The sequence below is a fragment of the Halopseudomonas litoralis genome, assembly GCF_900105005.1.
Taxonomy (GTDB): domain Bacteria; phylum Pseudomonadota; class Gammaproteobacteria; order Pseudomonadales; family Pseudomonadaceae; genus Halopseudomonas; species Halopseudomonas litoralis.
The window spans coordinates 303,614-325,913 of the sequence record NZ_LT629748.1; the positions used below are offsets into that span (position 1 = coordinate 303,614).

31 protein-coding genes and 2 pseudogenes are annotated in these 22,300 nt (G+C 53.0%); 23 read left to right on the forward strand and 10 right to left on the reverse strand.

Annotated features, from left to right (window positions below; genetic code table 11):
• The first annotated feature begins 120 nt into the window (after positions 1-120).
• The 12 genes from BLU11_RS19145 (at position 121) to BLU11_RS01590 (ending at position 8,954) form a co-directional block, all read left to right on the forward strand.
• The gene (locus BLU11_RS19145) at positions 121-1,242 is read left to right on the forward strand and encodes a hypothetical protein (RefSeq protein ID WP_157718499.1); all 1,122 of its coding nucleotides are present in this window, start codon (positions 121-123) and stop codon (positions 1,240-1,242) included.
• Between the two features lie 80 nt (positions 1,243-1,322).
• A complete protein-coding gene (locus BLU11_RS01540) occupies positions 1,323-1,859 on the forward strand; it encodes a hypothetical protein (protein WP_090271726.1) in 537 nt (178 codons plus the stop codon).
• 195 nt (positions 1,860-2,054) lie between these two features.
• The gene (locus BLU11_RS01545; RefSeq protein ID WP_028615150.1) at positions 2,055-3,023 is read left to right on the forward strand and encodes an IS5 family transposase; all 969 of its coding nucleotides are present in this window, start codon (positions 2,055-2,057) and stop codon (positions 3,021-3,023) included.
• A gap of 172 nt (positions 3,024-3,195) precedes the next feature.
• Positions 3,196-3,612: a hypothetical protein gene (locus tag BLU11_RS01550; RefSeq protein WP_090271727.1), complete on the forward strand. Its 417-nt coding sequence runs from the start codon at positions 3,196-3,198 to the stop codon at positions 3,610-3,612.
• 86 nt (positions 3,613-3,698) lie between these two features.
• Entirely contained in the window at positions 3,699-3,941 is a 243-nt protein-coding gene (locus BLU11_RS01555; RefSeq protein WP_090271728.1) for a hypothetical protein, read from the forward strand.
• 92 nt (positions 3,942-4,033) lie between these two features.
• Positions 4,034-4,672: a hypothetical protein gene (locus tag BLU11_RS01560; protein WP_090271729.1), complete on the forward strand. Its 639-nt coding sequence runs from the start codon at positions 4,034-4,036 to the stop codon at positions 4,670-4,672.
• A 98-nt stretch (positions 4,673-4,770) separates the two neighbouring features.
• The gene (locus BLU11_RS01565; RefSeq protein WP_090271730.1) at positions 4,771-5,055 is read left to right on the forward strand and encodes a hypothetical protein; all 285 of its coding nucleotides are present in this window, start codon (positions 4,771-4,773) and stop codon (positions 5,053-5,055) included.
• A gap of 124 nt (positions 5,056-5,179) precedes the next feature.
• Positions 5,180-7,108 carry an ATP-dependent nuclease gene (locus tag BLU11_RS01570; protein WP_090271731.1) on the forward strand — a complete coding sequence of 643 codons (1,929 nt, stop codon included), beginning with the start codon at positions 5,180-5,182 and terminating at the stop codon, positions 7,106-7,108.
• Between the two features lie 144 nt (positions 7,109-7,252).
• Complete coding sequence (locus BLU11_RS01575) at positions 7,253-7,453, forward strand: YodC family protein (protein ID WP_090271732.1); 201 nt, start codon at positions 7,253-7,255, stop codon at positions 7,451-7,453.
• Positions 7,454-7,455: 2 nt separating this feature from the next.
• The gene (locus tag BLU11_RS01580; RefSeq protein ID WP_090271733.1) at positions 7,456-7,722 is read left to right on the forward strand and encodes a DUF6953 family protein; all 267 of its coding nucleotides are present in this window, start codon (positions 7,456-7,458) and stop codon (positions 7,720-7,722) included.
• On the forward strand, positions 7,694-8,071 hold the full coding sequence (locus BLU11_RS01585) for a hypothetical protein (RefSeq protein ID WP_157718501.1): 378 nt from the start codon (positions 7,694-7,696) through the stop codon (positions 8,069-8,071). The genes BLU11_RS01580 and BLU11_RS01585 overlap by 29 nt, the downstream gene beginning before the upstream one ends.
• A 115-nt stretch (positions 8,072-8,186) precedes the next feature.
• A complete protein-coding gene (locus BLU11_RS01590; protein ID WP_090271736.1) occupies positions 8,187-8,954 on the forward strand; it encodes a VRR-NUC domain-containing protein in 768 nt (255 codons plus the stop codon).
• A gap of 87 nt (positions 8,955-9,041) precedes the next feature.
• Here the strand turns inward: BLU11_RS01590 and BLU11_RS19150 are convergent.
• Positions 9,042-9,248 (reverse strand): annotated as a pseudogene (locus BLU11_RS19150) (integrase core domain-containing protein); the annotation flags it as partial.
• On the opposite strand from BLU11_RS19150, the gene BLU11_RS19775 reads away from it, so the two are divergent.
• From BLU11_RS19775 to BLU11_RS01615, 4 genes are all read left to right on the forward strand, one after another.
• On the forward strand, positions 9,180-9,419 hold the full coding sequence (locus BLU11_RS19775; protein ID WP_197674241.1) for a DUF4177 domain-containing protein: 240 nt from the start codon (positions 9,180-9,182) through the stop codon (positions 9,417-9,419). The pseudogene BLU11_RS19150 and the gene BLU11_RS19775 overlap by 69 nt on opposite strands.
• Positions 9,416-9,628: a hypothetical protein gene (locus BLU11_RS01605; RefSeq protein WP_090271737.1), complete on the forward strand. Its 213-nt coding sequence runs from the start codon at positions 9,416-9,418 to the stop codon at positions 9,626-9,628. The genes BLU11_RS19775 and BLU11_RS01605 overlap by 4 nt, the downstream gene beginning before the upstream one ends.
• Positions 9,629-9,846: 218 nt before the next feature.
• Positions 9,847-10,218: a hypothetical protein gene (locus BLU11_RS01610; RefSeq protein ID WP_090271738.1), complete on the forward strand. Its 372-nt coding sequence runs from the start codon at positions 9,847-9,849 to the stop codon at positions 10,216-10,218.
• 15 nt (positions 10,219-10,233) lie between these two features.
• Positions 10,234-10,533, forward strand: coding sequence for a DUF1810 family protein (locus tag BLU11_RS01615; RefSeq protein ID WP_090271739.1), 300 nt, complete (start codon positions 10,234-10,236; stop codon positions 10,531-10,533).
• A gap of 18 nt (positions 10,534-10,551) precedes the next feature.
• On the opposite strand, the gene BLU11_RS01620 is transcribed toward BLU11_RS01615, so the two are convergent.
• Together BLU11_RS01620 and queC are read right to left on the reverse strand one after the other, a co-directional pair.
• Complete coding sequence (locus tag BLU11_RS01620; RefSeq protein ID WP_090271740.1) at positions 10,552-10,977, reverse strand: hypothetical protein; 426 nt, start codon at positions 10,975-10,977, stop codon at positions 10,552-10,554.
• 250 nt (positions 10,978-11,227) lie between these two features.
• Positions 11,228-11,887 carry a 7-cyano-7-deazaguanine synthase QueC gene (gene queC, locus BLU11_RS01625; RefSeq protein WP_090271741.1) on the reverse strand — a complete coding sequence of 220 codons (660 nt, stop codon included), beginning with the start codon at positions 11,885-11,887 and terminating at the stop codon, positions 11,228-11,230.
• Positions 11,888-12,001: 114 nt separating this feature from the next.
• On the opposite strand from queC, the gene dsdA reads away from it, so the two are divergent.
• The 3 genes from dsdA (at position 12,002) to BLU11_RS01640 (ending at position 14,367) form a co-directional block, all read left to right on the forward strand.
• The gene (gene dsdA, locus BLU11_RS01630; RefSeq protein WP_090271742.1) at positions 12,002-13,363 is read left to right on the forward strand and encodes a D-serine ammonia-lyase; all 1,362 of its coding nucleotides are present in this window, start codon (positions 12,002-12,004) and stop codon (positions 13,361-13,363) included.
• Positions 13,364-13,431: 68 nt separating this feature from the next.
• Complete coding sequence (locus BLU11_RS01635; RefSeq protein ID WP_090271743.1) at positions 13,432-13,926, forward strand: GNAT family N-acetyltransferase; 495 nt, start codon at positions 13,432-13,434, stop codon at positions 13,924-13,926.
• 42 nt (positions 13,927-13,968) lie between these two features.
• Entirely contained in the window at positions 13,969-14,367 is a 399-nt protein-coding gene (locus tag BLU11_RS01640) for a putative signal transducing protein (protein ID WP_090271744.1), read from the forward strand.
• Between the two features lie 30 nt (positions 14,368-14,397).
• On the opposite strand, the gene BLU11_RS01645 is transcribed toward BLU11_RS01640, so the two are convergent.
• From BLU11_RS01645 to BLU11_RS01660, 5 genes and pseudogenes are all read right to left on the reverse strand, one after another.
• Entirely contained in the window at positions 14,398-14,676 is a 279-nt protein-coding gene (locus BLU11_RS01645; protein WP_090271745.1) for a DUF3325 domain-containing protein, read from the reverse strand.
• 98 nt (positions 14,677-14,774) lie between these two features.
• Positions 14,775-15,305, reverse strand: coding sequence for a PepSY-associated TM helix domain-containing protein (locus BLU11_RS01650; protein ID WP_090271746.1), 531 nt, complete (start codon positions 15,303-15,305; stop codon positions 14,775-14,777).
• A gap of 104 nt (positions 15,306-15,409) precedes the next feature.
• A pseudogene (locus BLU11_RS19480) lies at positions 15,410-15,562 on the reverse strand (TonB-dependent receptor domain-containing protein); the annotation flags it as partial.
• Between the two features lie 211 nt (positions 15,563-15,773).
• Entirely contained in the window at positions 15,774-15,947 is a 174-nt protein-coding gene (locus BLU11_RS19485) for a hypothetical protein (protein ID WP_231702249.1), read from the reverse strand.
• Positions 15,948-16,135: 188 nt separating this feature from the next.
• Positions 16,136-17,062: a 5'-nucleotidase gene (locus BLU11_RS01660; RefSeq protein ID WP_090271748.1), complete on the reverse strand. Its 927-nt coding sequence runs from the start codon at positions 17,060-17,062 to the stop codon at positions 16,136-16,138.
• A gap of 129 nt (positions 17,063-17,191) precedes the next feature.
• Here BLU11_RS01660 and BLU11_RS01665 point away from each other — a divergent pair, with 129 nt between their 5' ends.
• Positions 17,192-17,971 (forward strand): pseudouridine synthase, encoded by a 780-nt coding sequence (locus BLU11_RS01665; protein ID WP_090271749.1) that lies wholly within the window; start codon positions 17,192-17,194, stop codon positions 17,969-17,971.
• A gap of 4 nt (positions 17,972-17,975) precedes the next feature.
• On the opposite strand, the gene BLU11_RS01670 is transcribed toward BLU11_RS01665, so the two are convergent.
• On the reverse strand, positions 17,976-19,079 hold the full coding sequence (locus tag BLU11_RS01670) for a DUF2855 family protein (RefSeq protein ID WP_090271750.1): 1,104 nt from the start codon (positions 19,077-19,079) through the stop codon (positions 17,976-17,978).
• A 75-nt stretch (positions 19,080-19,154) separates the two neighbouring features.
• Here BLU11_RS01670 and BLU11_RS01675 point away from each other — a divergent pair, with 75 nt between their 5' ends.
• Positions 19,155-19,781, forward strand: a complete 627-nt coding sequence (locus BLU11_RS01675) for a TetR/AcrR family transcriptional regulator (RefSeq protein ID WP_090271751.1) — start codon at positions 19,155-19,157, stop codon at positions 19,779-19,781.
• On the opposite strand, the gene BLU11_RS01680 is transcribed toward BLU11_RS01675, so the two are convergent.
• Positions 19,778-20,326, reverse strand: coding sequence for a glutathione peroxidase (locus BLU11_RS01680; protein WP_090271752.1), 549 nt, complete (start codon positions 20,324-20,326; stop codon positions 19,778-19,780). The genes BLU11_RS01675 and BLU11_RS01680 overlap by 4 nt on opposite strands.
• A gap of 244 nt (positions 20,327-20,570) precedes the next feature.
• On the opposite strand from BLU11_RS01680, the gene BLU11_RS01685 reads away from it, so the two are divergent.
• The gene (locus BLU11_RS01685; protein WP_197674242.1) at positions 20,571-21,896 is read left to right on the forward strand and encodes an MATE family efflux transporter; all 1,326 of its coding nucleotides are present in this window, start codon (positions 20,571-20,573) and stop codon (positions 21,894-21,896) included.
• Positions 21,897-21,957: 61 nt separating this feature from the next.
• Positions 21,958-22,290 (forward strand): DMT family transporter, encoded by a 333-nt coding sequence (locus BLU11_RS01690; RefSeq protein ID WP_090271754.1) that lies wholly within the window; start codon positions 21,958-21,960, stop codon positions 22,288-22,290.
• The last annotated feature ends 10 nt before the right edge of the window (positions 22,291-22,300 follow it).

Below are 22,300 nucleotides of genomic sequence, written 5' to 3' on the forward strand. Positions count from 1 at the left end.
AGTCGCTGATTTTGAAGGAATTTAATATGGCGCGTAATCCCGGCTATCCGGAGTTATACCGAAGTCATTCTTATGCATTAGTGCCGCATGCGGTCTAATCACTGTTAACCAGAAGGTGTTATGAGCGCAAACGTTCCTATTTACATAGCTAATCCCAGCCCTTTTCGATTGATTTTGAGGGGCGAAAGTGATGCGTGGAAGTGCACTATTCAGCAAATCAACAGCAATAGCTATGACTACATTAAGCTCCATAGAGTATCAAAGTTTTTCGACGCCGAAATCGCAAAGCCGTTCCCACTATGTGTGGCTTATGATGGAAGTTTCATCTTGCCTGCGGTTAGGGAGTATTCTTCTCTTGAAACAACGCTTAGTGAGTTTAATAGGATTTTTGCGTCAATACTTTTAGGTGGGGTTTACATAGAAAGTGTAGAGCCACAGGATTTGTCACAAGGAGAGATGACAGAGGTTGGGTATTTTCGACATGTCCGGAGTTTTGGAGGAAATGGTGTATTACACCAAGCATTGGGTAATAAGGATGCTGGCAGTAGCGATAGGATAAAGCTTATAGACCCTCCGACTATATTGGCGTCAGAGGTTCAGTCTGCTTACCTATACGGGGCTAGAATACTCAAATCTATTGGGAACCTGTCGCCTTCATTATTGGTTACAGGTTTTACAAATTACATTAATAGGCAAACAAAAGAGTCACTAACTCATTCATGGATATCTATTGAACAGCTTCTCGATCATATTTGGCATTCGGTCGTGGTGGCCGAGTCGAAGAGTGGTCATATTCACAAAAGAAGAAAGTTTTTAGAGTCACAGCAATGGACAGCAGCACATAAGTCAGAACTACTTTTTCAGAAAGGTATAATTTCTGAAAAAGTATACGATAATTTCAGTTCTGTCCGTGACGAGCGCAACAAATTCATTCATAGAGGAGCCGAGCCTTCGTTTGAAAGCTCTAATGTTGCACTAAGTTTATTGGTTGAGCTTCTGGTGTGTGCATGCAAACTTGGCGGTGTGGATTTCAATAGAAATAACCTAGATTGCTACTTAGCTAAGCACAAATCAAAAAGCCCGGCCCACCACATAGGTAAAACCGAAGAGATTGATTGGTCTAAAGTCCAGTATTGGAAAGAGATTCCTAGAATCCCAGGGGAAGAAAGGTGGGTGGGAGACTTTGAAAGATTTGAAGACATTACTCTTCAGCCTATTGGCTCGGATAGTTCCAATGGTTAACAAAGCATTTCAGCGGACAAGCCGCTGAACGCGGCGTTAGCTATTTCAGTTAAAATTGATACACATAATAAGGTAAAAATATGAAACGAATGTTGGTATTGGGCGCGTCTATTGTCGTAGCGTCAGGGTTGCTAGGCTTAGAGCAAATTAATAACTTTAAGCAGTTCGGCAATGTTATAGAATTAACTTCTGGAAAAATTAGACTTGGCGAAGTCTATCGTGAAACACTGAGTTCAACTTACGAAGTCACATTTGTTGGTGATGATCGTGCATCCACCTCAGTTTATGCAAACACTAAAAACCTTTACTCTTCTGCTTATGAAGACCTCAAGAATACTATTGATGAGGTTAATAAGAGTAGAGAGAAAAATAAAGAAGAGCCATTATCAATCGACACTGTAACTTGGACTAAAGATGCAACGATTAATTTAACTACTAAAGTTACCTATCAGTCAGAGTTTCACCCAAACTTTGTTCTAACCATTGATGAAACAACGATAAACTATATTGCAGGTAAAGATGGATCAAAAAACATTTCACATTATTTGTCTGAATTAAAGTCTTACTCTAATAAAATGGAAGCGACGTATGAGGCAAGTAATTCATTTATCAAATAGCTAACAAAGCATTTAAGAGTGATTCCCAACGCTTGGCATTTTTCATTCCATCGTTGGGTTCCGTGTTTACGGTGGTCTGTTTCGGTTTCGTGGCAGCGTTGCTCACACCTTAATGCGGCGTTATGCATTAAGGAAGGTCTGAAAAAGACTTCCTGAAAAGGTAAAATGCGTCAGCGCCATTTTCGAGACCACCGCATGAAACAGATGAGCTTTGCAGACGCCGAATACGCTGGTAAACGTAAGCAGACCCGCCGTGAGCGCTTTCTGCTGGAAATGGATCAAGTGGTTCCCTGGAAGCCATTGCTGGCGCTGATCGAGCCGCACTATCCCAAGGGCGAAGGTGGTCGACCTGCTTACCCGCTCGACGCGATGCTGCGAGTTCATCTGATGCAGAACTGGTTTGGGTACAGCGATCCAGCGATGGAAGAAGCGCTGTATGAAACCACCATCTTGCGACTCTTCGCGGGCCTTCAACTTGATCGCATTCCGGATGAAACCACTATTCTCAACTTCCGTCGGCTGCTGGAACGCTACGGCCTGTCCACGGCGTTGTTCGAAGTGGTCAATCGTTACCTGGGTGAGCACGGGCTAATGCTGCGCCACGGCACCGTGGTCGATGCAACCATCATTCATGCACCCAGTTCGACCAAGAACAAAGAAGGTAAGCGCGATCCTGAGATGCATCAGACCAAGAAGGGTAACCAGTATTATTTTGGCATGAAGGCCCACATTGGCGTTGATGCTGAGTCAGGGCTGGTTCACAGTCTCGTGGGGACGGCGGCCAATGCGGGCGATGTTACTCAGGTAGACAAGCTTCTGCATGGCGAAGAAACCCATGTATGCGGTGACGCCGGCTATACCGGCGTTCAGAAACGGGATGAACACAAAGGGCGCAAGCAGGTGGTCTGGTCGATTGCGATGCGCCCAGGCAAGCTCAAGACATTGAGCAAAACCAAGCTGATCGAGAAAGGCTTGCGCCGCATCGAGCGCGCCAAGGCTAGTACGCGAGCCAAGGTTGAGCACCCATTCAGGGTGATCAAATGCCAGTTCGGATTTACCAAGGTGCGATACAAGGGGTTGGCCAAGAACACAGCCCAGCTGCATACCTTGTTTGCCCTGGCCAACCTATGGATGGCCCGAAAACAGCTGTTAAGTGCAGGATAAATCCGCCCGGAGTACTGGGTACAGCGGCCTAGATGGCCGAAAAGGGGCTGCAACGCGGTGAAAACGCGACTGAGGGCGATGAAATCGTTCCTGAAATGTTTTTTTTGTGAGCCGAGGTCATAATCGCCGCCCATATGGCCGGTATTTCAGACCTTCCTTAAGGGGGGAGTCAGTGCTCGAACCAGTAGTTCAGGAGGAAGCCACGGGGTGCGGAATCGCATCGGTTGCCAACATTCTGGGCAAGACGTACTCAGAAATGAAGGCTGTAGCCAATGCTATGGGCATCCATGCTCCGGACAAATCGCTGTGGTCAGATACGCAGTATGTCCGGCGTATGTTGTCGAGTGCAGGTGTCAAAACCTCCGCCGATGAAACCCCATTTGAATCTTGGGAGGCATTGCCAAATCTGGCATTGTTGTCTATCAAGCATCATCAGGAAGAAGGCAAGGACTACTGGCACTGGGTTGTATTCAAGCGCGTGGGGGGCCAACCTTTCGTGCTGGATTCGGCTAGTTACCTGCCATCCAATATCCGTCAGGATTTCGACGCCATGCAGCCCAAGTGGTTCATTGAGGTCGAAAATGCATAACCAGGTGCTGTTGTCGCCGCTGTCGCGGCTGGGACTGCTTACGCTCCGCTCCAGCCGCCCCAAAGCTTATCGTTATGTGTAAAACTATGCAGATTACAATTATCTATCTTAAAGATGAAATGCTGATTTCAAAAATTAATTATGAGTCTTGGCGTGAAATTCAAGATGAATATGATGACTACAAGACATCGCTTGGACCCTGGAGCACCGATGAAGTAGTTGAGTATTTGAACGATGAATACATTAACCTGAACCCACAAGCGGAAGTTCAAGTTGGTAATTTATCAAGCGGTCCCCAGAAGACAATAATGCTTACTTTCAATGATTGAGAATCTACACATAACAAGCAAAGGCAGCATCGCCCTGCGGGCTGGACACGCTAGCGCGCCGCTGCTTTGGGCGTTAATTTTGCTCGGAGCTTATGGCGTTGATAGAAGAATCTTGTAGTTTAATTGGGACTTGGATTGAGCCGAAATATATTATTCCGGCGGCCATGATGTTGCTCTCATCTGGGCTTTTTCCACTCCTTCTTCATAAATATAAAATGACCAGGGAGCGTAAGGAGAAATTGTTCGATACCAGAAAATCCGAGTATCAAGAATATTTTAAGGTAATGGAAAGTGCAGCGCGCTTGGCGGGTCAGGACTATGACAAGTTCTTATCTAAAACATTGCCTGAAGCTTCATTGCGCTTATATAAAGACGAATCCTCACCTGAATCTATAGTTAATTATCAAAATATATTAAATGAATTCACTAAAGGTGTTCAGGAAGGTTTTCAGAAAGCAACGCATGAGTTGGTAGGGTTGCGGATTGTGTGCTCTGATGCACTTGCTGATTTGTTAGATAGATTTGAATCATTGTACAAAGAAATTCTTACACTCCAGCCTATGATGCTTCAGGAAATAAGAGAGTCTGTGACTCCTGAGTCATTCATTTCTGGTGAGTTTAATTTCGAAACTCCTACCCAGGTAAAAATGGTAGAGATGGGCACAGATCTAGGTTTGCTCCGAGATGAAATTATCAAGCAAATGAGGAGTGAGCTTGGTTATAAAAGTTAACAAGCGCAGGCACTGCGACGGCTTTGATGTTGCGGCTTCGCCTTCACTGAAAAGCCGCGCGTGCTGCGAGCGTTAAACTTCACTGCAACGGAGTTTGTATGAATATTGAAAAAATGGCTGAAAAGCTTGAGCCATGGATGCGTGTCGATACTTGGCATACCACACACCCAAAGGATTACGAGCGATTTCATTTGGCATTAAGTGCAGCGTTTTCTGAATTTGGCCCTGCAATCAGCTACGATGATTTCAAAAATGCAATGGAGCATCTAGCAGCGAAGCTCCCATCGGCTAAACTCGCGAAACAGTATCTTAATGAAGCTATTGAGCGTTACGCTGCAAATGCAGAAACCATTTCTAGTTATTTATCTGATATAGAAATTTAACAACACGCTCAACTATTGCTCACTTTGTTCGCTGGGACCGGCGTGCCGCCGGCCTGTTAGCTCCACGTTATAAGTCACCGAGGCCCACTGCAGGCTTCGAAGCCTAAGAAAAGGAAACAACCAAATGATAGTCGGAGTCATCCTTCGGTACTATAAGACATATCGTGGAATTAATTATATTCCCATTACTGATCAGGATAGATTTTGCGGCTTGGTTGGGGACAACGGCATTGGAAAAAGCTCTGTTCTCGAGGCGTTAGATTCATACTTTAATGGCAAGCCTTGGAGCTACCACACAGCCACCAAGAAAACTGGTGTTTCATCCGCTGAGCCTCAGATTGTTCCGATCTTCTTGGTTGATGAAGCACTTTTCGATGCGGATACTCTTCCTTTGGCTCAGGCGCTTCACAAGGTTGCAACTGAACTTACAGAAAGTGAAGTTCCACCAAAGGTCAGAGTCAACGGCAAGCGTTTCATTGAGCATCGTGACCACCTTCTATCCAGGGCTAATGTGACAGACAAGTTATTGCTGCCTCTCGGGATAGATTACAATGGTTCACTTACGGTATCGTGGTTTAATAACAGGTCATTAGTTGAGGCTTTATTGGGTGAGGAGCAGCCGTCGGATAAATCTTCGCTCGATCACGAAGAGTTGTCTAGGCTTTTCCCTCTTCTTTCTAAAGTCAAATCGAAAATTGAGTACATCTACATCCCAAGAGAAATAGATCCTGAATCTTTCACAAAGTTAGAGACCAGTGAAATACAGATCTTGATGGGCGAAACTCTCGTTGAGATTCTCAGCTCTAGGGTGACACATCAGCAAATTCAGGACATCAACACCAGGCTAAACCAGTTTCTTGAGCAGCTCACAAACGAGCTTGAAATTTACTCGTATAGAACCCCAACTGACCGTCAGCAGAATCTAAAGCGTAGTGATGTCTACAGCCTGATCATTCAAGCATTCTTCAGAATTAGGAAGTTACACAGAAAGCAAGGGGATCATTGGTTAGAGATTAGTTCTCTTAGCTCAGGTGAGAAGCAGAAGGCTATAATCGATGTTGCTCATAGCCTGCTAACAAAACATCGTGGCAAAGGTGAAAATCTTATCATTGGCATCGATGAGCCCGAATCTTCGCTGCATATGTCAGCCTGTTTCGACCAATTTGATGCTTTATACGACATTAGCCGAGATTGCATGCAGGTACTGTTCTCATCCCACTGGTATGGGTTTCTTCCCACCATAGAAAGTGGGAGTGCAACAATAATCTCGAAAGTTGATGATACACACGTTTTCGACCAAATCAACCTGGCAGCGTACCGAGAACAGATAAAGCGGATGGCTGCATTTTCAAAAGGACGATTACCGCATGATATTCGCCTAAAAAGCATCAATGATTTTGTGCAATCAGTAATCACAAGCGTTATTGGTGATAAGCCATTCAACTGGCTGATTTGCGAGGGATCTTCCGAAAAGCTTTACCTGAGTGCGTACTTTGCCGATTTGATTGAAAAGAAACGTTTGCGGATTGTGCCTGTCGGCGGGGCTAGGGAAATAAAGAGGCTATATAACCACCTTCTGACGTCCTATGAGGATTTCAAGGACGAAATATCTGGGAAAATTATTCTTATATCAGACACCGATTCAGAACTAGTTCGGTATGATGTTGCCAGCCATAAGAATTTAATTTGTAAAAGAATCGTCAATTGTGAAGCCGCAAAGGATACCAAGCTTGTAAACATTCAGGCCAATCCTGTGTCGCCTGCAACAGAGATTGAAGACGCTCTGAATGGTCGGTTGTTTTGGAATACGTTGCTTGATTTCCAGGATGAATACGCCGAAAAATTGGGGTTCATGAGCGAGCTTGATGTCGACCCCGATGACCGATGCCCGCATCTGGCTCTTGATCTTAGGGGAAGTGAACGGCAGAAACTTCAGAAGTTTTTCGACACTGAAGGTGTGAAGTACGCATTCGCGCAGAGGTATGTGCAGTTGCTAGATGACTCGTATACAGTGCCAGCATGGATCAATGAAATTCGAGGATGGGTGGAGTGACTTATAACAGATCGCTGCACCTGACGTTTGACTCGCTGTTCAGCTTGGCTACCAAGCCCCTCACGTCGAGTCAAACGCAGGTGAGCTCAGGGGTAAGGCTTTTAGAGAGAATTGTTCTCTATCAAAACAAAGGGGGTAAAACTTATGAGCAAGAAAAACAAGTATGATCTTGGCGACATCGTAAAACTTAAGTCTGGGGGGCCGGACATGACGGTTAAGGACGTCCTGACAAAAATGAACGATGAGTTCAATGGTAGTTATCGCTGTCAATGGTTTGCAGGAAAGAAACTCGATATGGGCGTGTTCCCTGAGGAGTCCCTTGTTGCTGCAACGACAGGAAGATAATAATGAATGTCTCAGAAGCATCTACATGGATGAGGTCTCAGCTAGATGAAGATAGTTGCCTCTACCAAGATGACGTCGTTGATTATTTGGTCAAAGAAGGCGCGGAAGCTCTTCTCAGAGAGAATAGCGATGGCAATCTAGTCCTTGAAAGAAAACTTCTGAATGAATTTCGTAAGTTGACCCAAGACGAAGTTGTATGGGTTAAACCCGATAAGTATTGGCGTTTTCGAGTGCCGGAAGATGAGCCTGGTAGAGATGCGAGAGGTTAGCCTAACAATCGCAGGCACTGGGACAAAGTTTCCGCTGCGCTTCAACTTTGCCCGTGCTGCGGGCGTTATGAAGGCCAAGGAGGTTCGGGTTGTGATTCATGATTGCCCTTCTTGCTCACTCGCAGAGGCATGGTTTGAAGAAGATGGCTCTGATATCTATCTCAACCTGAACCGGGTGGCGACTGAAGAGGACCTCGAAATTGACCATTATCTTGAGTACGAAGGTCAAACAATCGAGACTGTAAAAATTCTTGTGGCGTTCTGCCCATATTGCGGCCAGAAACTCGGAAGTTCTGATCGAGTAGTCGTTCCGCAGTTTCAGCACCATAATTTTGGCGGTAGGAAATGAGCGTTCATAACCAAGCGCATCACTACGCAGCCTTCGGCTGCCGGATGCTCGCAAGCTCGCAAGCTCGCACCGGTGTGCGCGGCGTTAAATGCCCATGAGAAGGATAAGTGCCGAAATGAAGGCCGCGCTTAGGGAAGCACTGTTCGGCGACTCCAGAGGCGTAAAGAAAGGTACGTTAAACGCCCTCGTGCGACGTGGCCTAATGGAGAAGAATGGCGAGCTCACTACGGAGGGCTGGAGAAGTGCGGTTGAGAGCCTGAAACTTCCCGAGCAGTGCTCCCATCTCGGGCTTCCATTTGAGCAGATCGACGGGATTCAATTTGACAAAGAGCCGGAGCGAATTGCTTGGAAGCATTATATTCAGCAGGGATACGAAGGGGCGTATTGTGAAGGAGGGCCCATTCTCCTCATTATTCGCGCGGCAGCATTGGACGTACTCACGGATCTCAATCCGTTCGGCTCCCGGGAAGACGCTTGCAATCGATTCACAGAAGCCCAGCTTAAGATTCATGAAAACTATATTCCCGCGATTGCTTCCGCGGTGGAGAAGGCTGACCTGAGTTCTGTAGTTCGAGGCTTTCGGGAGATCTATCCTTCGTTGATGGTCAAGGAAGCCTATCCAGGGCTTACTGAGAACGCGATATCAGCAATCTTCTCTACCTTGGGTAGCAGCGCCCTTCGCGCGATCACAGAGGCAATAGCCGAAAATCCATATCAATACCGTGCGGGCTGGCCAGATTTGACGCTCACCAAGGATGGCAAGATGTTGTGGGTAGAGGTAAAAACAACGGACAAACTCCACATGAGCCAAATCATCACCATCAGCAAGATGAAGCCGCTGCTCCCTGGCAGGCTAATTGTTGCGCAGCTCACTAAGGCATAAAACTCGGTGGCTGGGCATCTAACAATTCGCTTTTGTCGGACAACTTCTCCACCGCTTCGCGGCTACAAAGTTGCCGCAATGTAGTGGTCAACTAATCCCGGACACTGTTTTAAGTTTTTCTTCTGCCACTACCGGTGCGGTCCCCCCATTGAACGCGTGGGGCCGCTCCTGATTGTAATATCCCATCAGGTAGCTGCTGATATCCTTCCGGGCAGCGGCCAAGCTGTGATAGCCCATCGGCGGTATCCATTCCGTTTTCAAGCTGCGGAACAGACGCTCCATGGGGGCATTGTCGGGTCGCTGTTGCTGGGCGGCTCCAAGGTCAACCCGCTCAAGTTTACTGATTTCCTGAACAAAAACAGTTCTGAAGGCTGGCGGGTGCAGACCATGGAGAAGGATATCCGCAGAATGCTGTTGTTCTGGAAGCGTGAAGCCTATGTGGTCATCCTTGGTCGGAACACATGAAGTACGGTTCGATCATTTGTACCGGTCTGTTCGTGCTGGGCGTGGCGTTGTCGCTGGTGCAGTTGTGGCTAACCCCGCTGAGCCCGGAATTGTTCTTCAAGTTGATTGTGACGATAGGTGCCTTTTTTGTTGTCGCCTTGGGCATTACCCTGGTGTGTCGGGAATATGTGTCCGATAAGGAAATGAAAAAGAAGGGCTATATCGACTGATATCTACGCGCTGCAGCGGGTATGTGTCTCTGTCGCGCTCGATCGCAAAGCCCCCGGCTGTTGGCGCGGCCGGGGGCTTTGCGTTCATGCTGGTGTCAGGGAGTCGAATAATTCACGGATTGCCCGATTCCTGATCGTGAGATGTAACTTTATTCCCATCTTCGGGATCTGGCGGCAGCGGCGATAAAACGGAACATAACCACGAAAGGACGCGATCTATGAAATATATAAGTCTTTTATTACTGGCTATTCTGACCGGCTGCGCTTCGGGGCCTGCGGAGAAGTCAATGTCAGAAGTACAGCCGTCGCCGGCGGCACTCTTTGCTCCTCCTCCACAACTATGGTCAGCGCAGAAGATACTCAGTGGGTCTCCAGAAGCCTGTGCCGACGAAGCGTTGGAGATACTCAAGGCGCTGCAATTTATTAGTGTGGCGAAAAATGGCACCTATGTTTACGGCAATCTGATGTCCAACCGTGCTGCGATAAAATGCATACCCAATGGTGAGGGCACCTTCGTCTACACTGTAGTGGCTGGGCCGGAGAAGAAGCAGGTCGAGCGGCTGCGTAATGAGATTTTCTGGCGCTTGTAAACCCAGCTACTCAACGTGGCCTGCAGAAAGAAAACTCACTGGATCTGGTTTGTATTCCCTCGGTTCAAAGGGCTTGGCAGCAGTTTCAATGCTGAACGGTACGGCTTGAGTGGGTTGGCTGAAGCCAAAGCGTACCTTGAGCATCCGCTCTTGGGTTCCCGACTCCGTGAAGCGTGTAATGACCCAGGCAAAGGCGGCGGGAGCGAAAATCATCAAGCCGGCGCAGGATACGTTCTGGGGAGACTATGCGGGATATTTCCAGGACCTGGATTCCCATCTGAATTTCGAAACAGGGACAGAGGCATGCGGTGCTGATCTGTTCCCTGCATGCCATCAGTTGAAATTGAATTTTCTTTCGATATCTCTTTTCTTTGTTACGTATTCCCGAGTTTCCAGCTCACCCAGCGTCAGCTGATTATCCAGTTCGGTAATTTCGGCTTCCATATCACGCTTGAGCTTATGCTTGCTCATATCGTAGTTGATTGCCATGGAGCCTTGGTAGCCGCTGACTGGATCCCACAGGATCGAAAGCGGCCAGAAGAGCAGATTCACAACTCCCATTCCGGGTGATCTGGCATAGAAAGAGCCGCCACCGGGCAGCAGACCCAGTGCCGCCCCAACTTCAGGTTTTTTCTCCACAACCAGAACATCAGCGGATTCCATTGCTCGATATTCTCTTTCCTGCATGGAGTTCAGGCCAGTGGCGCAGCCGCTCATCATGGTGAGTGCAACGACACATGCTCCCAGTTTCAAATGCATACAAACAATCCCTTTTAAATTAATTCCTGCCCGCATGACCAGCCCAAGTATTTCTGTGTTTGTCGGCGGTTCCGAGTCAAGGCGCTGTGTTTTACAAACGAGGCGACACCTTGGTTGGCAATATCATAATGAAATTAAAAGGCCATTGCCATGGTGTTGAAACAAAGAGGGAGGGCACCCTGAACACCTCGCCCATTATTCCAGATCAATACGTGCAACTGCGGCGGAGAAGTGCTTCACGCCAGTAGTCTTAATCCTGGTAGGGCGTTGGGTCGGCTACGCAGGCCTGGGCCATGGCTTCGATGCGTTCCACACAGGTACCGCAACGGCCGCAGTGAATCCTGCCGCCTTCGTAGCAGGACCAGGTGTCCGCCACCGGTACGGTAAAGCGCGCCGCATCCCGGGCGATTTCGGTCTTGTCGGCGTTGACGTAGGGTGCGAACAGGGCCACCTCGGCTACACCATCCAACGCCTTGGCTTGCATCTGGCCGAACAATTGAATGAAGTCAGGGCGACAGTCGGGATAGATGAAATGGTCGCCGCCATGGACCGCCAGGGCGACGCTGTCGAAGCTGCGGGCGGACGCCACGCCGAAAGCAATGGTGAGCATGATGGCGTTGCGGTTGGGCACCACCGTCAGCTTCATGTTCGCTTCGCTGTAATGGCCGTGGGGCACGGCGATGTCATCGGTCAGGGCCGAGCCGGAAAGCTGGCTACCGATAGAGGCGATGTCCATGACCAGGTGCGGGACCTCAAGGCGCTCGGCGGCAAGACGCGCGGCGTCGATTTCCTTGCGGTGGCGCTGGCCGTAGTCGAAGGTCAGCAGGGCGCCGAGGGCGTTCTCTGCGGCCAGCCGGTAGGCCAGAGTCACGGAGTCGAATCCGCCGGAGCAGATCAATAATGCATTCATATTGTGTCCTTGTTTTGTCCGGGTAGGCTGCGACCGGGTGAGGTGGGCTATTGTACTATCATCAGCACGGACTCATTAAGTCCACATCGCCCAAGACACATACGAGGAAATATCATGAGCGCTGGAGCTTCACTTGATCGCTGGCTGGAAGATTCATTGGTCCAGGAGCTCATCGATCTGAAGGAAACAGTCTGGTTCAATCCGGCTGTGCAGCCTGCGACAGTGGCGTTGTCTGATGTGGGGCTCACTCTGGACGATATGCACGATGCCAGCGCCCGGCTGACACGCTTCGCTGCTTATATCCGCCGCATTTTTCCTCAGACTGAGCAGGCGGGCGGGATTATCGAGTCGCCGATCCAGCCCGTGCCGCAAATGCAGAACGCCATCGGCCAGCGTTACAACCTGCCGCTTTCCGGACAGCTGTGGCTCAAGCTCGATAACGCCCTGCCGATTTCGGGCTCGATCAAGGCGCGTGGCGGCATCTATGAAGTGCTCAAGCACGCAGAGGATCTGGCCTTGGCTGCAGGGTTGCTGAGCCTGGATGACGATTACGCGAAACTTGACAGTGATGCCTTTCGTGCTTTCTTCCGGGGGCACCGCATTGCTGTAGGTTCTACCGGCAACCTGGGCCTGTCGATCGGCATCATGAGCGCCACTCTGGGTTTTGAGGTGACTGTGCATATGTCGGCTGATGCACGTGAGTGGAAAAAAGAGTTGTTGCGCGAGCACGGCGTAACCGTGGTCGAGTACGAATCGGACTTCAGCGTTGCCGTGGCTGAAGGAAGAAAGCAGGCTGATGAAGATCCTGCCTGTCACTTCATTGATGACGAGAACTCCACCAGTCTGTTCCTCGGCTACGCTGTTGCGGCGGAGCGACTGAAGCTTCAGCTGGATGCCGCTGGTATCGTTGTTGATGCTGAACATCCGCTGTTCGTTTACCTGCCCTGCGGGGTGGGCGGTGGGCCGGGCGGTGTATCTTTTGGCTTGAAACTGGTGTTTGGTGATGCGGTGCATTGCATTTTTGCTGAACCGACCCACTCACCTTGCATGTTGCTCGGCGTTTATACCGGCCTGCATGATGAGGTATGTGTGCAGGATGTGGGTATCGACAATCTGACTGCCGCTGACGGTCTGGCCGTGGGCCGTCCGTCCGGCTTTGTCGGCAAGGCAATGCAGCGGCTTATTGATGGCTATTACACCATTCGGGATGAAGAGTTGTATGCCTTGCTTGCGCTGTTGGAGCAGGAAGAAGGTATCCGCCTGGAGCCGTCAGCGCTTGCTGGCGTGCCGGGTATTGCTCGCATCCAGGCGCCGGAGCACCAGGCTTATCACCAACGTCTCCAGCTGACTCCCGCCAGATTGGCCAACGCAACCCACCTGGCCTGGGCCACTGGAGGAAGCATGGTGCCGGATGACGAAATGGAGGCCTATCTGGCTAAAGGTAAAGAGGCGCTGAGACAGACCACGGCAGTGTAGGCGGGGTCTGGAGTGATTAAAACTATTTGGGAAGTCGTCCGGCATCGGGGCCGGTTGGAGTGGATTTGATGAATGTTCGGGAAGTTACAAGAGACGACTTTGACTGCATCTGGCCAATTTTCCATGAGATCGTCGCTGCTGGTGATACCTATGCATACCCGCGAGACACGACCAGGGAGCAGGCGCTGAAGCTTTGGCTGGATGCGCCGCGAAAGACCTTCCTTTTCGAGAAAGATGGTCAGGTTCTGGGTACGTATTACATCAAGACCAACCAGGCAGGCCCGGGCGAGCATGTCTGCAATTGTGGCTATATGGTTGCATCTGCCGCGCGAGGGCAGGGTTTGGCCACAACCATGTGCGAACATTCTCAAGAGATTGCCAGAGAGCTTGGCTACAAGGCTATGCAGTTCAACTTCGTTGCAGCCAGTAATGAGGGGGCGGTAAGGCTCTGGAACAAGTTGGGTTTCGCTACCGTAGGGAGACTGCCCCAGGCGTTTCAGCATCCGTCCAGGGGATATGTTGATGCCTTGGTGATGTACAAATGGTTGGAAGCAGGGGCATAGTTTCGGCCGCTTCGTTCTCTATCATGATTCAAGGGCTCCGCTATGCTCGTCACCATTGCTCGTTACAGCCTGCCTTACGAAGCCCATATTGCTAAGTCCCGGTTGGATTCGGAAGGTGTGCCGGCATTTGTTGCGGATGAGCACACCATCAATATGCAATGGTTGCTGTCCGATGCGCTTGGCGGGGTTCGGTTGCAGGTGCCGGAGGCGCATGTTGATGCGGCGCTGGCGATCCTGGCGGAGGACCGCGAACAGGATCTGGTAGAAGAGCAGGGCGTGGATGCAACGCCGTGCCCGCATTGCGGTAGTGAAGATACTGAGTACCAGCAGATAGGCAGGCGTTGGGCGTTTCTGGCATTTCTTGGTCTTGATTTTCCGCTGTTCCCGGTCAAGGACGGGGTCAGGTGCAAGCAATGTGGGCGGGTATCGCCGGTGCGATGATCGAGGCTATGTGGCCATTCATCTCATCCCTTACGCGGCCCGCTGCGTCTTTCTCCACGCGAGTATCAGACCCACCACCAGCCCTGCCAGCATGATCTGAACTGCCGCAATCACCCATCCCAGGGCGAGAGAGTTGCCTGTCAGGCTGCTGATAACACATCCCATCAATGACAGGACGCCGAACAGGCGCAGTATCCGGCGACGTCTCTCGCTTGGGCTGGTATTGAACAGATCCCGGTGATGCCGGGACATGGCCAGACTCAGTGCGAGCATGCCGCTGCAGGCCAGTGCGAAAGCGATCAGCGTCATGCTGCCAGCTCCTGTTCGGCGTCCGGTTCTAGCTTCAGAGTTCTGGTTTGCCGCAGGAATCAGCCGGTTGGCCCAGAGCAGAGCAACGGAGGCAATGGTTAACCGAAGAACACCGCGGTGTTCAGTGCTCGCACCACACTCAAACCGGAGGTCTGCCGATTGGCGCGCTTGCGCAGCCAGACGTTATTGCCGGCGACCAGCATCATGCAACCGGCCAGGCCTACGAGATACATGCCGATCTGCCCTGCGTGCAGGTTGTAATGCAGTGTGAAGAAGAAGTCCCCGCCTACTGTATCGGGCAGCTGCGCGCCGCTGGCAGGATCGAATGCGGCCTTGCCGCGCTGGCCGCTGGCATCCTCTTCCCAACCCGGTTGCCAGTAGGGCGCCCGTTGCGTGGAGCCATGCATCCAGGAGGCATGTAGCGGTGCGCTGACGTTGTCGCTGAGCCAGGCGCTGATGTCGTCCGCCCCGGCGGCTGCGGTAGTGGCCGGGGCATGCAGCGCCGGACGCATCCAGTGTTCCAACTCCTTGTCGAAGCAGGCCAGGGTGAAGATGACGATGAACAACAGCCAGCTGGGCAGCAGGCCGCCCCAGGTATGCAGCCCGGCCATGGTCTGGCGCAAGTTCATGGGCGCAGCCTCCAGTCAGTGGGCAGGTAGGCCAGAAAATAGAGGCCGCCAGCGGTAGAGACTAGCATCAGCCAGGCGCGGAGCGGACTGCGCGCGGCGAAGGCGTAGAGGGCGGCGGTATACAGGCTGCGGCTGCCGGGCGGCTGGTACTTGATCCCCAGCTCCCACTGCTCACCTTCCATGGGTGTGTACGGTTGGTTGTCGGTGGCGTTCAGGCCGATGACCGGCTGGAAGGATTCGCTGTAGCTGAGGTAGGGCGCCAGAGACCCAGCACTACGCAGAGGCGCAGGGAGCCGGGAAACGCGCGACGAGCACGACGAAGGGGATGGGGCATTGGCGGAGGTCCTGTTGTTTTCCGCAATGCTAATGAGAATTATTCTATTCTGCAAGTCGTGTACGTTGCTTCCCGTCACAAAAATATGACGCAGCGCATCGTCCGCTCGTGACGGGCAGCAGACACCCGGATGCTCAGGGTATAAAGAGTCTGTTGATGGTGACCGTCGGTGCGTTGCACATATTGTAGGAGGCAGAGCACTGCACCATCTGGGCGCCGGTTGCGCCATTGACCTCTACCGCTGCTACCACGGCTATCAGCGAACCCATGGCAAACACTGGCCAGAACGGCCATCTTTTCATTTTCATGGTTGACCCCTTCTTATCGGGTGTTATTTGGCACCATGCCGGATTTCTCCATTGGTTCTGAGATTAGGTCGCCGAGATAGACCCTGCCTCGTTCATTTGAGGTAGACGCGGGCTAATACTGACGGATGGTAGCCGGGACCGCGCCTGGTTTTGCACTCCCGCACCGTTTGTGACCTGCCTGAGACGCGTCACACCAGATTCGCCACCCCGAACGGAATATGCACCATCGGAATATCACCCGCATCCGACTCCAGGTGCGAGCGCTGGTCATCGAAGAACATGTGAGGTTTGAGCACGCTCAGAATCCGATCCTTCTTCATGCCGCCGAGAAAAAACACTTCGTTTGGGTTAACGCCCCAGTGTTCCAGCGTGGTAATTACACGCTCGTGTGAAGGGGCATTGCGGGCGGTGACAATAGCGGTGCGCAGCACGCGTTCGTAGTTTTTATCTTCGGCCAGCGCCTGATCTTCCAGGTGCTGCAGGTGCGATATTTTACGGAACAGGTCAGCCAGTGGGCCCGGTGTATGAGGTATGTGCGAGTGGGAAGTCTCGTGTGCCTGAAACTCCTTTAGCGAGCCGGTCTTGTAGACACGTTCCGAGGCGTCATCGGCAATCACACCGTCGAAGTCGAAGGCTATGCGCAGCTCCACATCATCTTCATCGTCCACAACATGACTCGGAAGCACGGTGCCGGCCGGGTGGCCGTAATCGATGGCTTGCAACACGTCACCCTCGTTGGCGCTGAGAAACAGCGAAGCGTTGAAAGCCGGAATGTAGGCGTAGGGTGATTTGCCTTCCAGAAAGGCGGCGCGGCTGATGTCCAGGCCGTGGTGGACGATGGAGTTGAAAACCCGCTTGCCGGTGATGGCGGAGTTGCGTGACAGCAGCACTACCTCGACCGGGCACTGTGCGGGAAATTTGCGGTTGATGCTCAGAAATCGCCGCACAAAAGGAAAGGCCACACCCTTGCTCAGGGGCGTATGCAGGTGCTCTTGCTGATATTCCCGGTAGGCCTTTTCCCCATGTTCGCGAAACACCTGGTCGGATTCGGTCAGATCGAACAGGGCGCTGGAGGCAATGGCGATGACGAGTTTCTGCTCAATGGGGTAGGACATGGTTCCGGATCCGTCTGGTTGCGCAGGCTCCATGGTAACTGATCTGCAAGGCAACGAACCGGAACCATCGCCAGCGGCGTCATTGCTGATATTCTGTATGACGTTTTCGACTGATGACACCTTCCTGTTATGGCACTTCCTCTCACAACGGCCCTTGGCGCCGCTGCTGCACCAGCCAATCCGCTGGTGGAAATCTACCGCGATGACTGGCTGCTCGCGGTACATAAACCCGCTGGGCTGCTGGTCCACCGCAGCCCGATAGATCGTCACGAAACCGAATTTGCCTTGCAGTATGCGCGGCAGCTCAATGGCGGCGAGCATGTCTATCCGGTGCACCGGCTGGATCGGCCTACTTCGGGGCTGCTGGTATTTGCCCGCGACCCCGAGACAGCCAGCACGCTGGGCAAGGCGTTGATGGCCGGGCAGGTCAGCAAGTCTTATCTGGCCATGGTGCGAGGTTGGGCACCGGAAGCCGGGCTGATCAATCATCCCTTACGTGAACACGCCACTGACCGGCGCTGCAAGGACGAACCTCAACCGATTCGCGATGCGGCCAGCCGCTACCAGCGTCTGGCCACCACGGAGATTGCGGTCGAGATAGAAGGTTACCCGGTCAGCCGTTATAGCTTGCTGGCGCTCTACCCGGAAACGGGTCGCAAGCATCAGCTGCGACGGCACATGCAGCACATCAGCCATCCCATCATTGGCGATACCAATTACGGGCGCACCCGACACAATCATTACTTTGCCGAACGCTTCGGCGGCGGCCGGCTGATGCTGGCTGCCACCGGAATGACGTTCCAGCACCCTGCGACGGGCGAGCCGCTGCAGTTGCACTGTGAGCCGGAACAGAGCTTCGTGCAGGTGCTGTCGATATTTGATCAGCTGCCGCCATTGACGGCGCAATAAGCGGTCAGATATCAGTCACTACATGTCCGTCGATCGGTGCGATACGGCCGTTGACCAGGGTGTCGACCAATGCCTGTGTGGCTTCCAGACCCTGATGGGTTTCCAGCTCGAGCCAGGGGCTTTCGGTGTCACTGACCCGTTGGATGAAGCTCAATTGCGCTTCGTTGAAGCGGCGGGTGACTTCCGCCGGGCCCCAGTCTGCGTTGCGCTTGCGGATCTGGTTTGGCGCAAAGTAGCTTTGTGGTTGAGGGCCGCTGAGGACCAGTTGCTGTTCGCTGATATGATCCTGGCTGTGGGCCGAGCCGGCGTAGCAGTCATGAACCAGCGCATTGCCAAAATGCGCATGTACCCGCTGACGCAGATCGGCATTGCCGGAAAAGTCCACGTACAGCGTCGGTACGCTGGGGTCCAGGGTTTCCAGCTGGTCGTAGGTGACGCTTTTCTGGTAGCAGCCGAGACCGTCGACGTATGCCTGGTTGCTGGCCGAGGTGATGCCCACCACTTCTATATCCTTGTCCTGCAGGCAGAAAACCGTACCGAAAGCTGTCTTGCTGGAGGCGCTGGATACCAGAACGCGCTTGGCGTCGAAGAAACGGTTGTCTTCCAGATAATCCGCGAGCATGAACGAGGTGATGAACAGCGGCCGCAGCAGCATCTGGTAATCTTCGTTCTCGGGACGGTAGGCGGCGTCAGTGCTGTTGCGCTGGTATTGGTTATAAGCCGAGACCAGATCCAGGCGATGCTCACTGCCGTCATAGAAACCGCGCTCGGTGATGCGCACCGGTTTGACCACCAGGTGGCTGGCTATCGGCCAATAGCCGTAGAAGCGCTCGCCCACGGCAAGGCCTTCCACTGTGGTGCTGACGACCTCGGCAAAACCCCAGGCAGGCATGTGACCCCAGGCTGCGTCGTCGGTGGGAAAGTAGTTCCAATAGCGCAGGTGCGGAGTGTCGCCAAAGGCGGCGTAGGTGATGTTGTTGGTGGTCAGCGCCAGGCGGTGGATCTTCAGCAGCGCCTCGCCGGGTTGCAGATCACCCTGGGTTTGGGTAACGATGCGGGTACGAGCGAGGTCACTCTTGTCAGTTTGCAGGCTTTGGGTCTGAGTCATGATGGGCTCCGGTAACAATAATCTTGCAGTACACAGACTGTACGCCAGCCCTGCGCTGGATGGGTTCGGATAACCATGAGCAGTAAAATACCCTCTGTAACCCGCAGTAAACCGCTGAAACGCCCAACTCAAGCGCGGGCGCGCTTCACTGTGCAGGCGATATTCGATACCTATGTTCGGATTTGGCAGCGCGACGGCTGGGCCGGGCTCACTACCCGTGCGGTAGCGCTGGAGGCGGGCGTTGCGGTGGGCACTCTGTACGATTATTTTCCCAGCAAGGAGGCGCTGCACTCAGCCTATGTACGCCACTGCATCGAAAGGCTGATTCAGGCGGTGGATGTGCAGGTGGTGGAGCCGACCGATCTGAACTGGCAGCAGCGGATTCACCTGCTGATCCAGCTGCTCAGCGGCATGCAGCGCGAAGAACTATCGTGGTTCCATCCGGACATGATGGAACTGGAGCCGCTGATTGCAGAACAGAAATACCAGTTGCGCGCCTATGCAGAACTCCTCGCCATGTGGCGACGGGTAATGGACGCCTGCACCGACCTGCCGCAGCAGCCGGATGAGCACCTGATCGAGGCGCTGCACCTGGCGGTATGGGGCGGCCGGCGTTATGCCATGCAGCTGCGTCTGGACGAGCAGCGGATGCGGCTATGGGCGGCGGAGATGGAGGCGCTCTGTCTGGCGCGGCTGGATTAAGCCTCCTTCGCCAACTCCGCTTCGATCGCCGATACCAGTCGCGAATCGTCCGCTTTCACATCCGGGGCGAAACGTGCGACTACCTCGCCATTGCGGTTGATCAGAAACTTCTCGAAGTTCCACAGCACATCCGCCGGATTCTCCGGGTTCACGCCGAAGCCTTTCAGCCGCTCGCGGAACGGACCGTCGCCGGTGGCCTGGGGTTGGGCGCGGGTCAGTTCGGCGTATAGCGGATGCTGCGCCTCGCCGATCACCGAGATCTTGGAAAACAGCGGGAAGTGCACGTCGTAGGTGGTCGAGCAGAAGTCGCGGATCTCATCCTCGCTGCCGGGCTCCTGGCCTTTGAAGTCATTGGCCGGGAAGCCGAGCACTTCCAGCCCTTCACTATGCTTGGCCTGATACAGGGCTTCGAGCCCTTCGTATTGCGGCGTCAGGCCGCATTTGGAGGCGACGTTGACCGCCAGCAGTACTTTGCCGCGGTAGTCAGCCAGGCTGCCGGCCGTACCGTCGATGCGGATCAGGGGAATATCGTACAGAGCGCTCATGGTTGTTCCTTTGTCGTTGTTGGCAGTGGTTATTGAAGGTAGCAGAACCCTGGGCGGACGGGCAGTCTGCGACCAGTTTTTACTGATGATGCTGAATTTGACCAGGTAAAGGGAAATGGTTAACCGCAGCCGGAAGCGATATCCTTTGAAGGATCATTACCGAGCGGCGCCCCGCGCTGCGATTCTGAGCGCGCATGCCGCTGAAGAGGTCCCTGCAGGCGGTAAATGATGTTTCAGGATTGCAATGAAGAACTTTACTGAAGGGCCCATCGCCAGGCAGCTCGGGACATTTTCCCTGCCCATCGTCGTGAGCAGCCTGTTGCAGGTATCCATCCAGCTGATCAATGGTCTTTGGGTAGGGAATCTGCTGGGCAGTGGTGCATTCGGTGCGGTAACGGTCGGCACTATTCTGATGATGGTGGTGCTGGCTTTTGTGATGGGGGTCAACCAGGCGACCCTGGCAGTTTTTGCCCAGCTGCGTGGCCGCGGAGACAAGGAGGAGATGCGCGCCTATTTGAGCGCGTTCGTCATCATTCTCGGCCTGTTGTCAGGCGTCATCAGCATCCTTGGCTATATTTTTGCCGATGCCTTGCTGGCGTTGCTCAACACGCCCGCTGCGATTATCGATGATGCGCGGCTATATTTGCAGATCAACTTCGTCGGCACCTTGCTGCTGGTCGGCTACAACTTTGTCAGTACTGTGCTGCGCGCCTTTGGCGATAGCCGCACGCCGCTGTATTTCGTGCTGTTGGCGACCGTCCTGACCACCCTGCTGTCGCCGTTATTCATTGGCGGGTTTCAGTGGGGAATTGCCGGGGCGGCCTATGCCATTGTCGCTGCCCAGGGCGCGGCCTTTCTCTACAGTCTGGTGCATCTGACGCGAAAGTTTCCAGGACACGGGTTTCGCTTGCGGTTGCCGCAGCGGGCGGAAGTGCAGACGATACTGCGACTGGGCATTCCCTCTGGAGCGCAGATGGTCGTTATCCATGCAGGCACCACCGTCATCCTGTCATTGGTGAACAGTCTGGGTGCGGATGCGGTGGCAGGCTTCGGCGCGGCCCAGCGGCTGGATAACCTCATCCTGCTGCCGGCTGTGGCGCTGGGCACGGCGGTTACGGCGATGGCGGGGCAGAATATCGGCGTGCAACAGTGGTCGCGGGTAACGCAGATAACCCGAGCGGGTCTCATCTACAATACGAGCATCATGTTGCTGCTGGCCAGTGTGCTGTATGTCTGGGCGGAGCCGTTGATCAGGTTGTTCATCCAGGACGAGGCCAGTGTGGCCTTCGGCACCAGCTATCTGAAGACGATTGCTTTCTTCTATCCGTTTATCGGGCTGAACTTTGTCTTCAACAGTGTAGTACGGGGAGCGGGGGCGATGTTCCAGGTACTGGCGCTGAACATCATCTCCCTGTGGATATTGCGTGTGCCTTTGGCTTACTGGGCCACCGCGATGTACGGCGAAACCGGCGTGGCGCTGGGTATCGGCTTCAGCTTTCTGCTCAGTTCGGTGTTTTCTTTCGCCTATTATCGGTGGGGCGGATGGAGAGAAAAGAAACTGTTTGAGTAGGCGTCATTTTTACTGGATCGGCTGCTATTATCTGCGGCCGATACCCGAAGAGTGACAGAAGATGAAAAGCTGGATATTCCTCTCCATAGCGATTGTGGCCGAGGTCATTGCCACCTCGGCGTTGAAGGCCAGCGAGGGGTTCAGCAAGCCCTTGCCGACCCTGCTGATGATAGTTGGCTACGGGATCGCCTTCTATCTTCTGGCGCTGACCCTGCGCACCATTCCGGTGGGCGTGGCCTATGCCATCTGGTCTGGTGCGGGAATAGTGTTGATTACTGCGGTGGCGTGGTTCATGTACGGGCAGAAGCTGGACCTGCCGGCGCTGCTTGGCATGGGGCTGATTGTTGCCGGTGTGGTGGTGCTGAATGTGTTTTCCAAGGCGGTTGCCCACTGAGCTGGAGAGT

Coding starts and splice junctions, on each gene's coding strand:
- BLU11_RS01690 (WP_090271754.1), top strand. CDS start 21,958: ATGAAAAGCTGGATATTCCTCTCCATAGCGATTGTGGCCGAGGTCATT.
- BLU11_RS01620 (WP_090271740.1), bottom strand. CDS start 10,977: ATGCATTTGAAACTGGGAGCATGTGTCGTTGCACTCACCATGATGAGC.
- BLU11_RS01680 (WP_090271752.1), bottom strand. CDS start 20,326: ATGAGCGCTCTGTACGATATTCCCCTGATCCGCATCGACGGTACGGCC.
- BLU11_RS01610 (WP_090271738.1), top strand. CDS start 9,847: ATGAAATATATAAGTCTTTTATTACTGGCTATTCTGACCGGCTGCGCT.
- BLU11_RS01555 (WP_090271728.1), top strand. CDS start 3,699: ATGCAGATTACAATTATCTATCTTAAAGATGAAATGCTGATTTCAAAA.
- BLU11_RS01545 (WP_028615150.1), top strand. CDS start 2,055: ATGAAACAGATGAGCTTTGCAGACGCCGAATACGCTGGTAAACGTAAG.
- BLU11_RS01580 (WP_090271733.1), top strand. CDS start 7,456: ATGAATGTCTCAGAAGCATCTACATGGATGAGGTCTCAGCTAGATGAA.
- BLU11_RS01645 (WP_090271745.1), bottom strand. CDS start 14,676: ATGACGCTGATCGCTTTCGCACTGGCCTGCAGCGGCATGCTCGCACTG.
- BLU11_RS01590 (WP_090271736.1), top strand. CDS start 8,187: ATGAAGGCCGCGCTTAGGGAAGCACTGTTCGGCGACTCCAGAGGCGTA.
- BLU11_RS01540 (WP_090271726.1), top strand. CDS start 1,323: ATGAAACGAATGTTGGTATTGGGCGCGTCTATTGTCGTAGCGTCAGGG.
- BLU11_RS01675 (WP_090271751.1), top strand. CDS start 19,155: ATGAGCAGTAAAATACCCTCTGTAACCCGCAGTAAACCGCTGAAACGC.
- queC (WP_090271741.1), bottom strand. CDS start 11,887: ATGAATGCATTATTGATCTGCTCCGGCGGATTCGACTCCGTGACTCTG.
- BLU11_RS01635 (WP_090271743.1), top strand. CDS start 13,432: ATGAATGTTCGGGAAGTTACAAGAGACGACTTTGACTGCATCTGGCCA.
- BLU11_RS01570 (WP_090271731.1), top strand. CDS start 5,180: ATGATAGTCGGAGTCATCCTTCGGTACTATAAGACATATCGTGGAATT.
- BLU11_RS01670 (WP_090271750.1), bottom strand. CDS start 19,079: ATGACTCAGACCCAAAGCCTGCAAACTGACAAGAGTGACCTCGCTCGT.
- BLU11_RS01665 (WP_090271749.1), top strand. CDS start 17,192: ATGGCACTTCCTCTCACAACGGCCCTTGGCGCCGCTGCTGCACCAGCC.
- BLU11_RS01575 (WP_090271732.1), top strand. CDS start 7,253: ATGAGCAAGAAAAACAAGTATGATCTTGGCGACATCGTAAAACTTAAG.
- BLU11_RS19485 (WP_231702249.1), bottom strand. CDS start 15,947: ATGAAAATGAAAAGATGGCCGTTCTGGCCAGTGTTTGCCATGGGTTCG.
- BLU11_RS01650 (WP_090271746.1), bottom strand. CDS start 15,305: ATGAACTTGCGCCAGACCATGGCCGGGCTGCATACCTGGGGCGGCCTG.
- dsdA (WP_090271742.1), top strand. CDS start 12,002: ATGAGCGCTGGAGCTTCACTTGATCGCTGGCTGGAAGATTCATTGGTC.
- BLU11_RS01560 (WP_090271729.1), top strand. CDS start 4,034: ATGGCGTTGATAGAAGAATCTTGTAGTTTAATTGGGACTTGGATTGAG.
- BLU11_RS01565 (WP_090271730.1), top strand. CDS start 4,771: ATGAATATTGAAAAAATGGCTGAAAAGCTTGAGCCATGGATGCGTGTC.
- BLU11_RS01685 (WP_197674242.1), top strand. CDS start 20,571: ATGAAGAACTTTACTGAAGGGCCCATCGCCAGGCAGCTCGGGACATTT.
- BLU11_RS19145 (WP_157718499.1), top strand. CDS start 121: ATGAGCGCAAACGTTCCTATTTACATAGCTAATCCCAGCCCTTTTCGA.
- BLU11_RS01640 (WP_090271744.1), top strand. CDS start 13,969: ATGCTCGTCACCATTGCTCGTTACAGCCTGCCTTACGAAGCCCATATT.
- BLU11_RS01605 (WP_090271737.1), top strand. CDS start 9,416: ATGAAGTACGGTTCGATCATTTGTACCGGTCTGTTCGTGCTGGGCGTG.
- BLU11_RS01585 (WP_157718501.1), top strand. CDS start 7,694: ATGAGCCTGGTAGAGATGCGAGAGGTTAGCCTAACAATCGCAGGCACT.
- BLU11_RS01660 (WP_090271748.1), bottom strand. CDS start 17,062: ATGTCCTACCCCATTGAGCAGAAACTCGTCATCGCCATTGCCTCCAGC.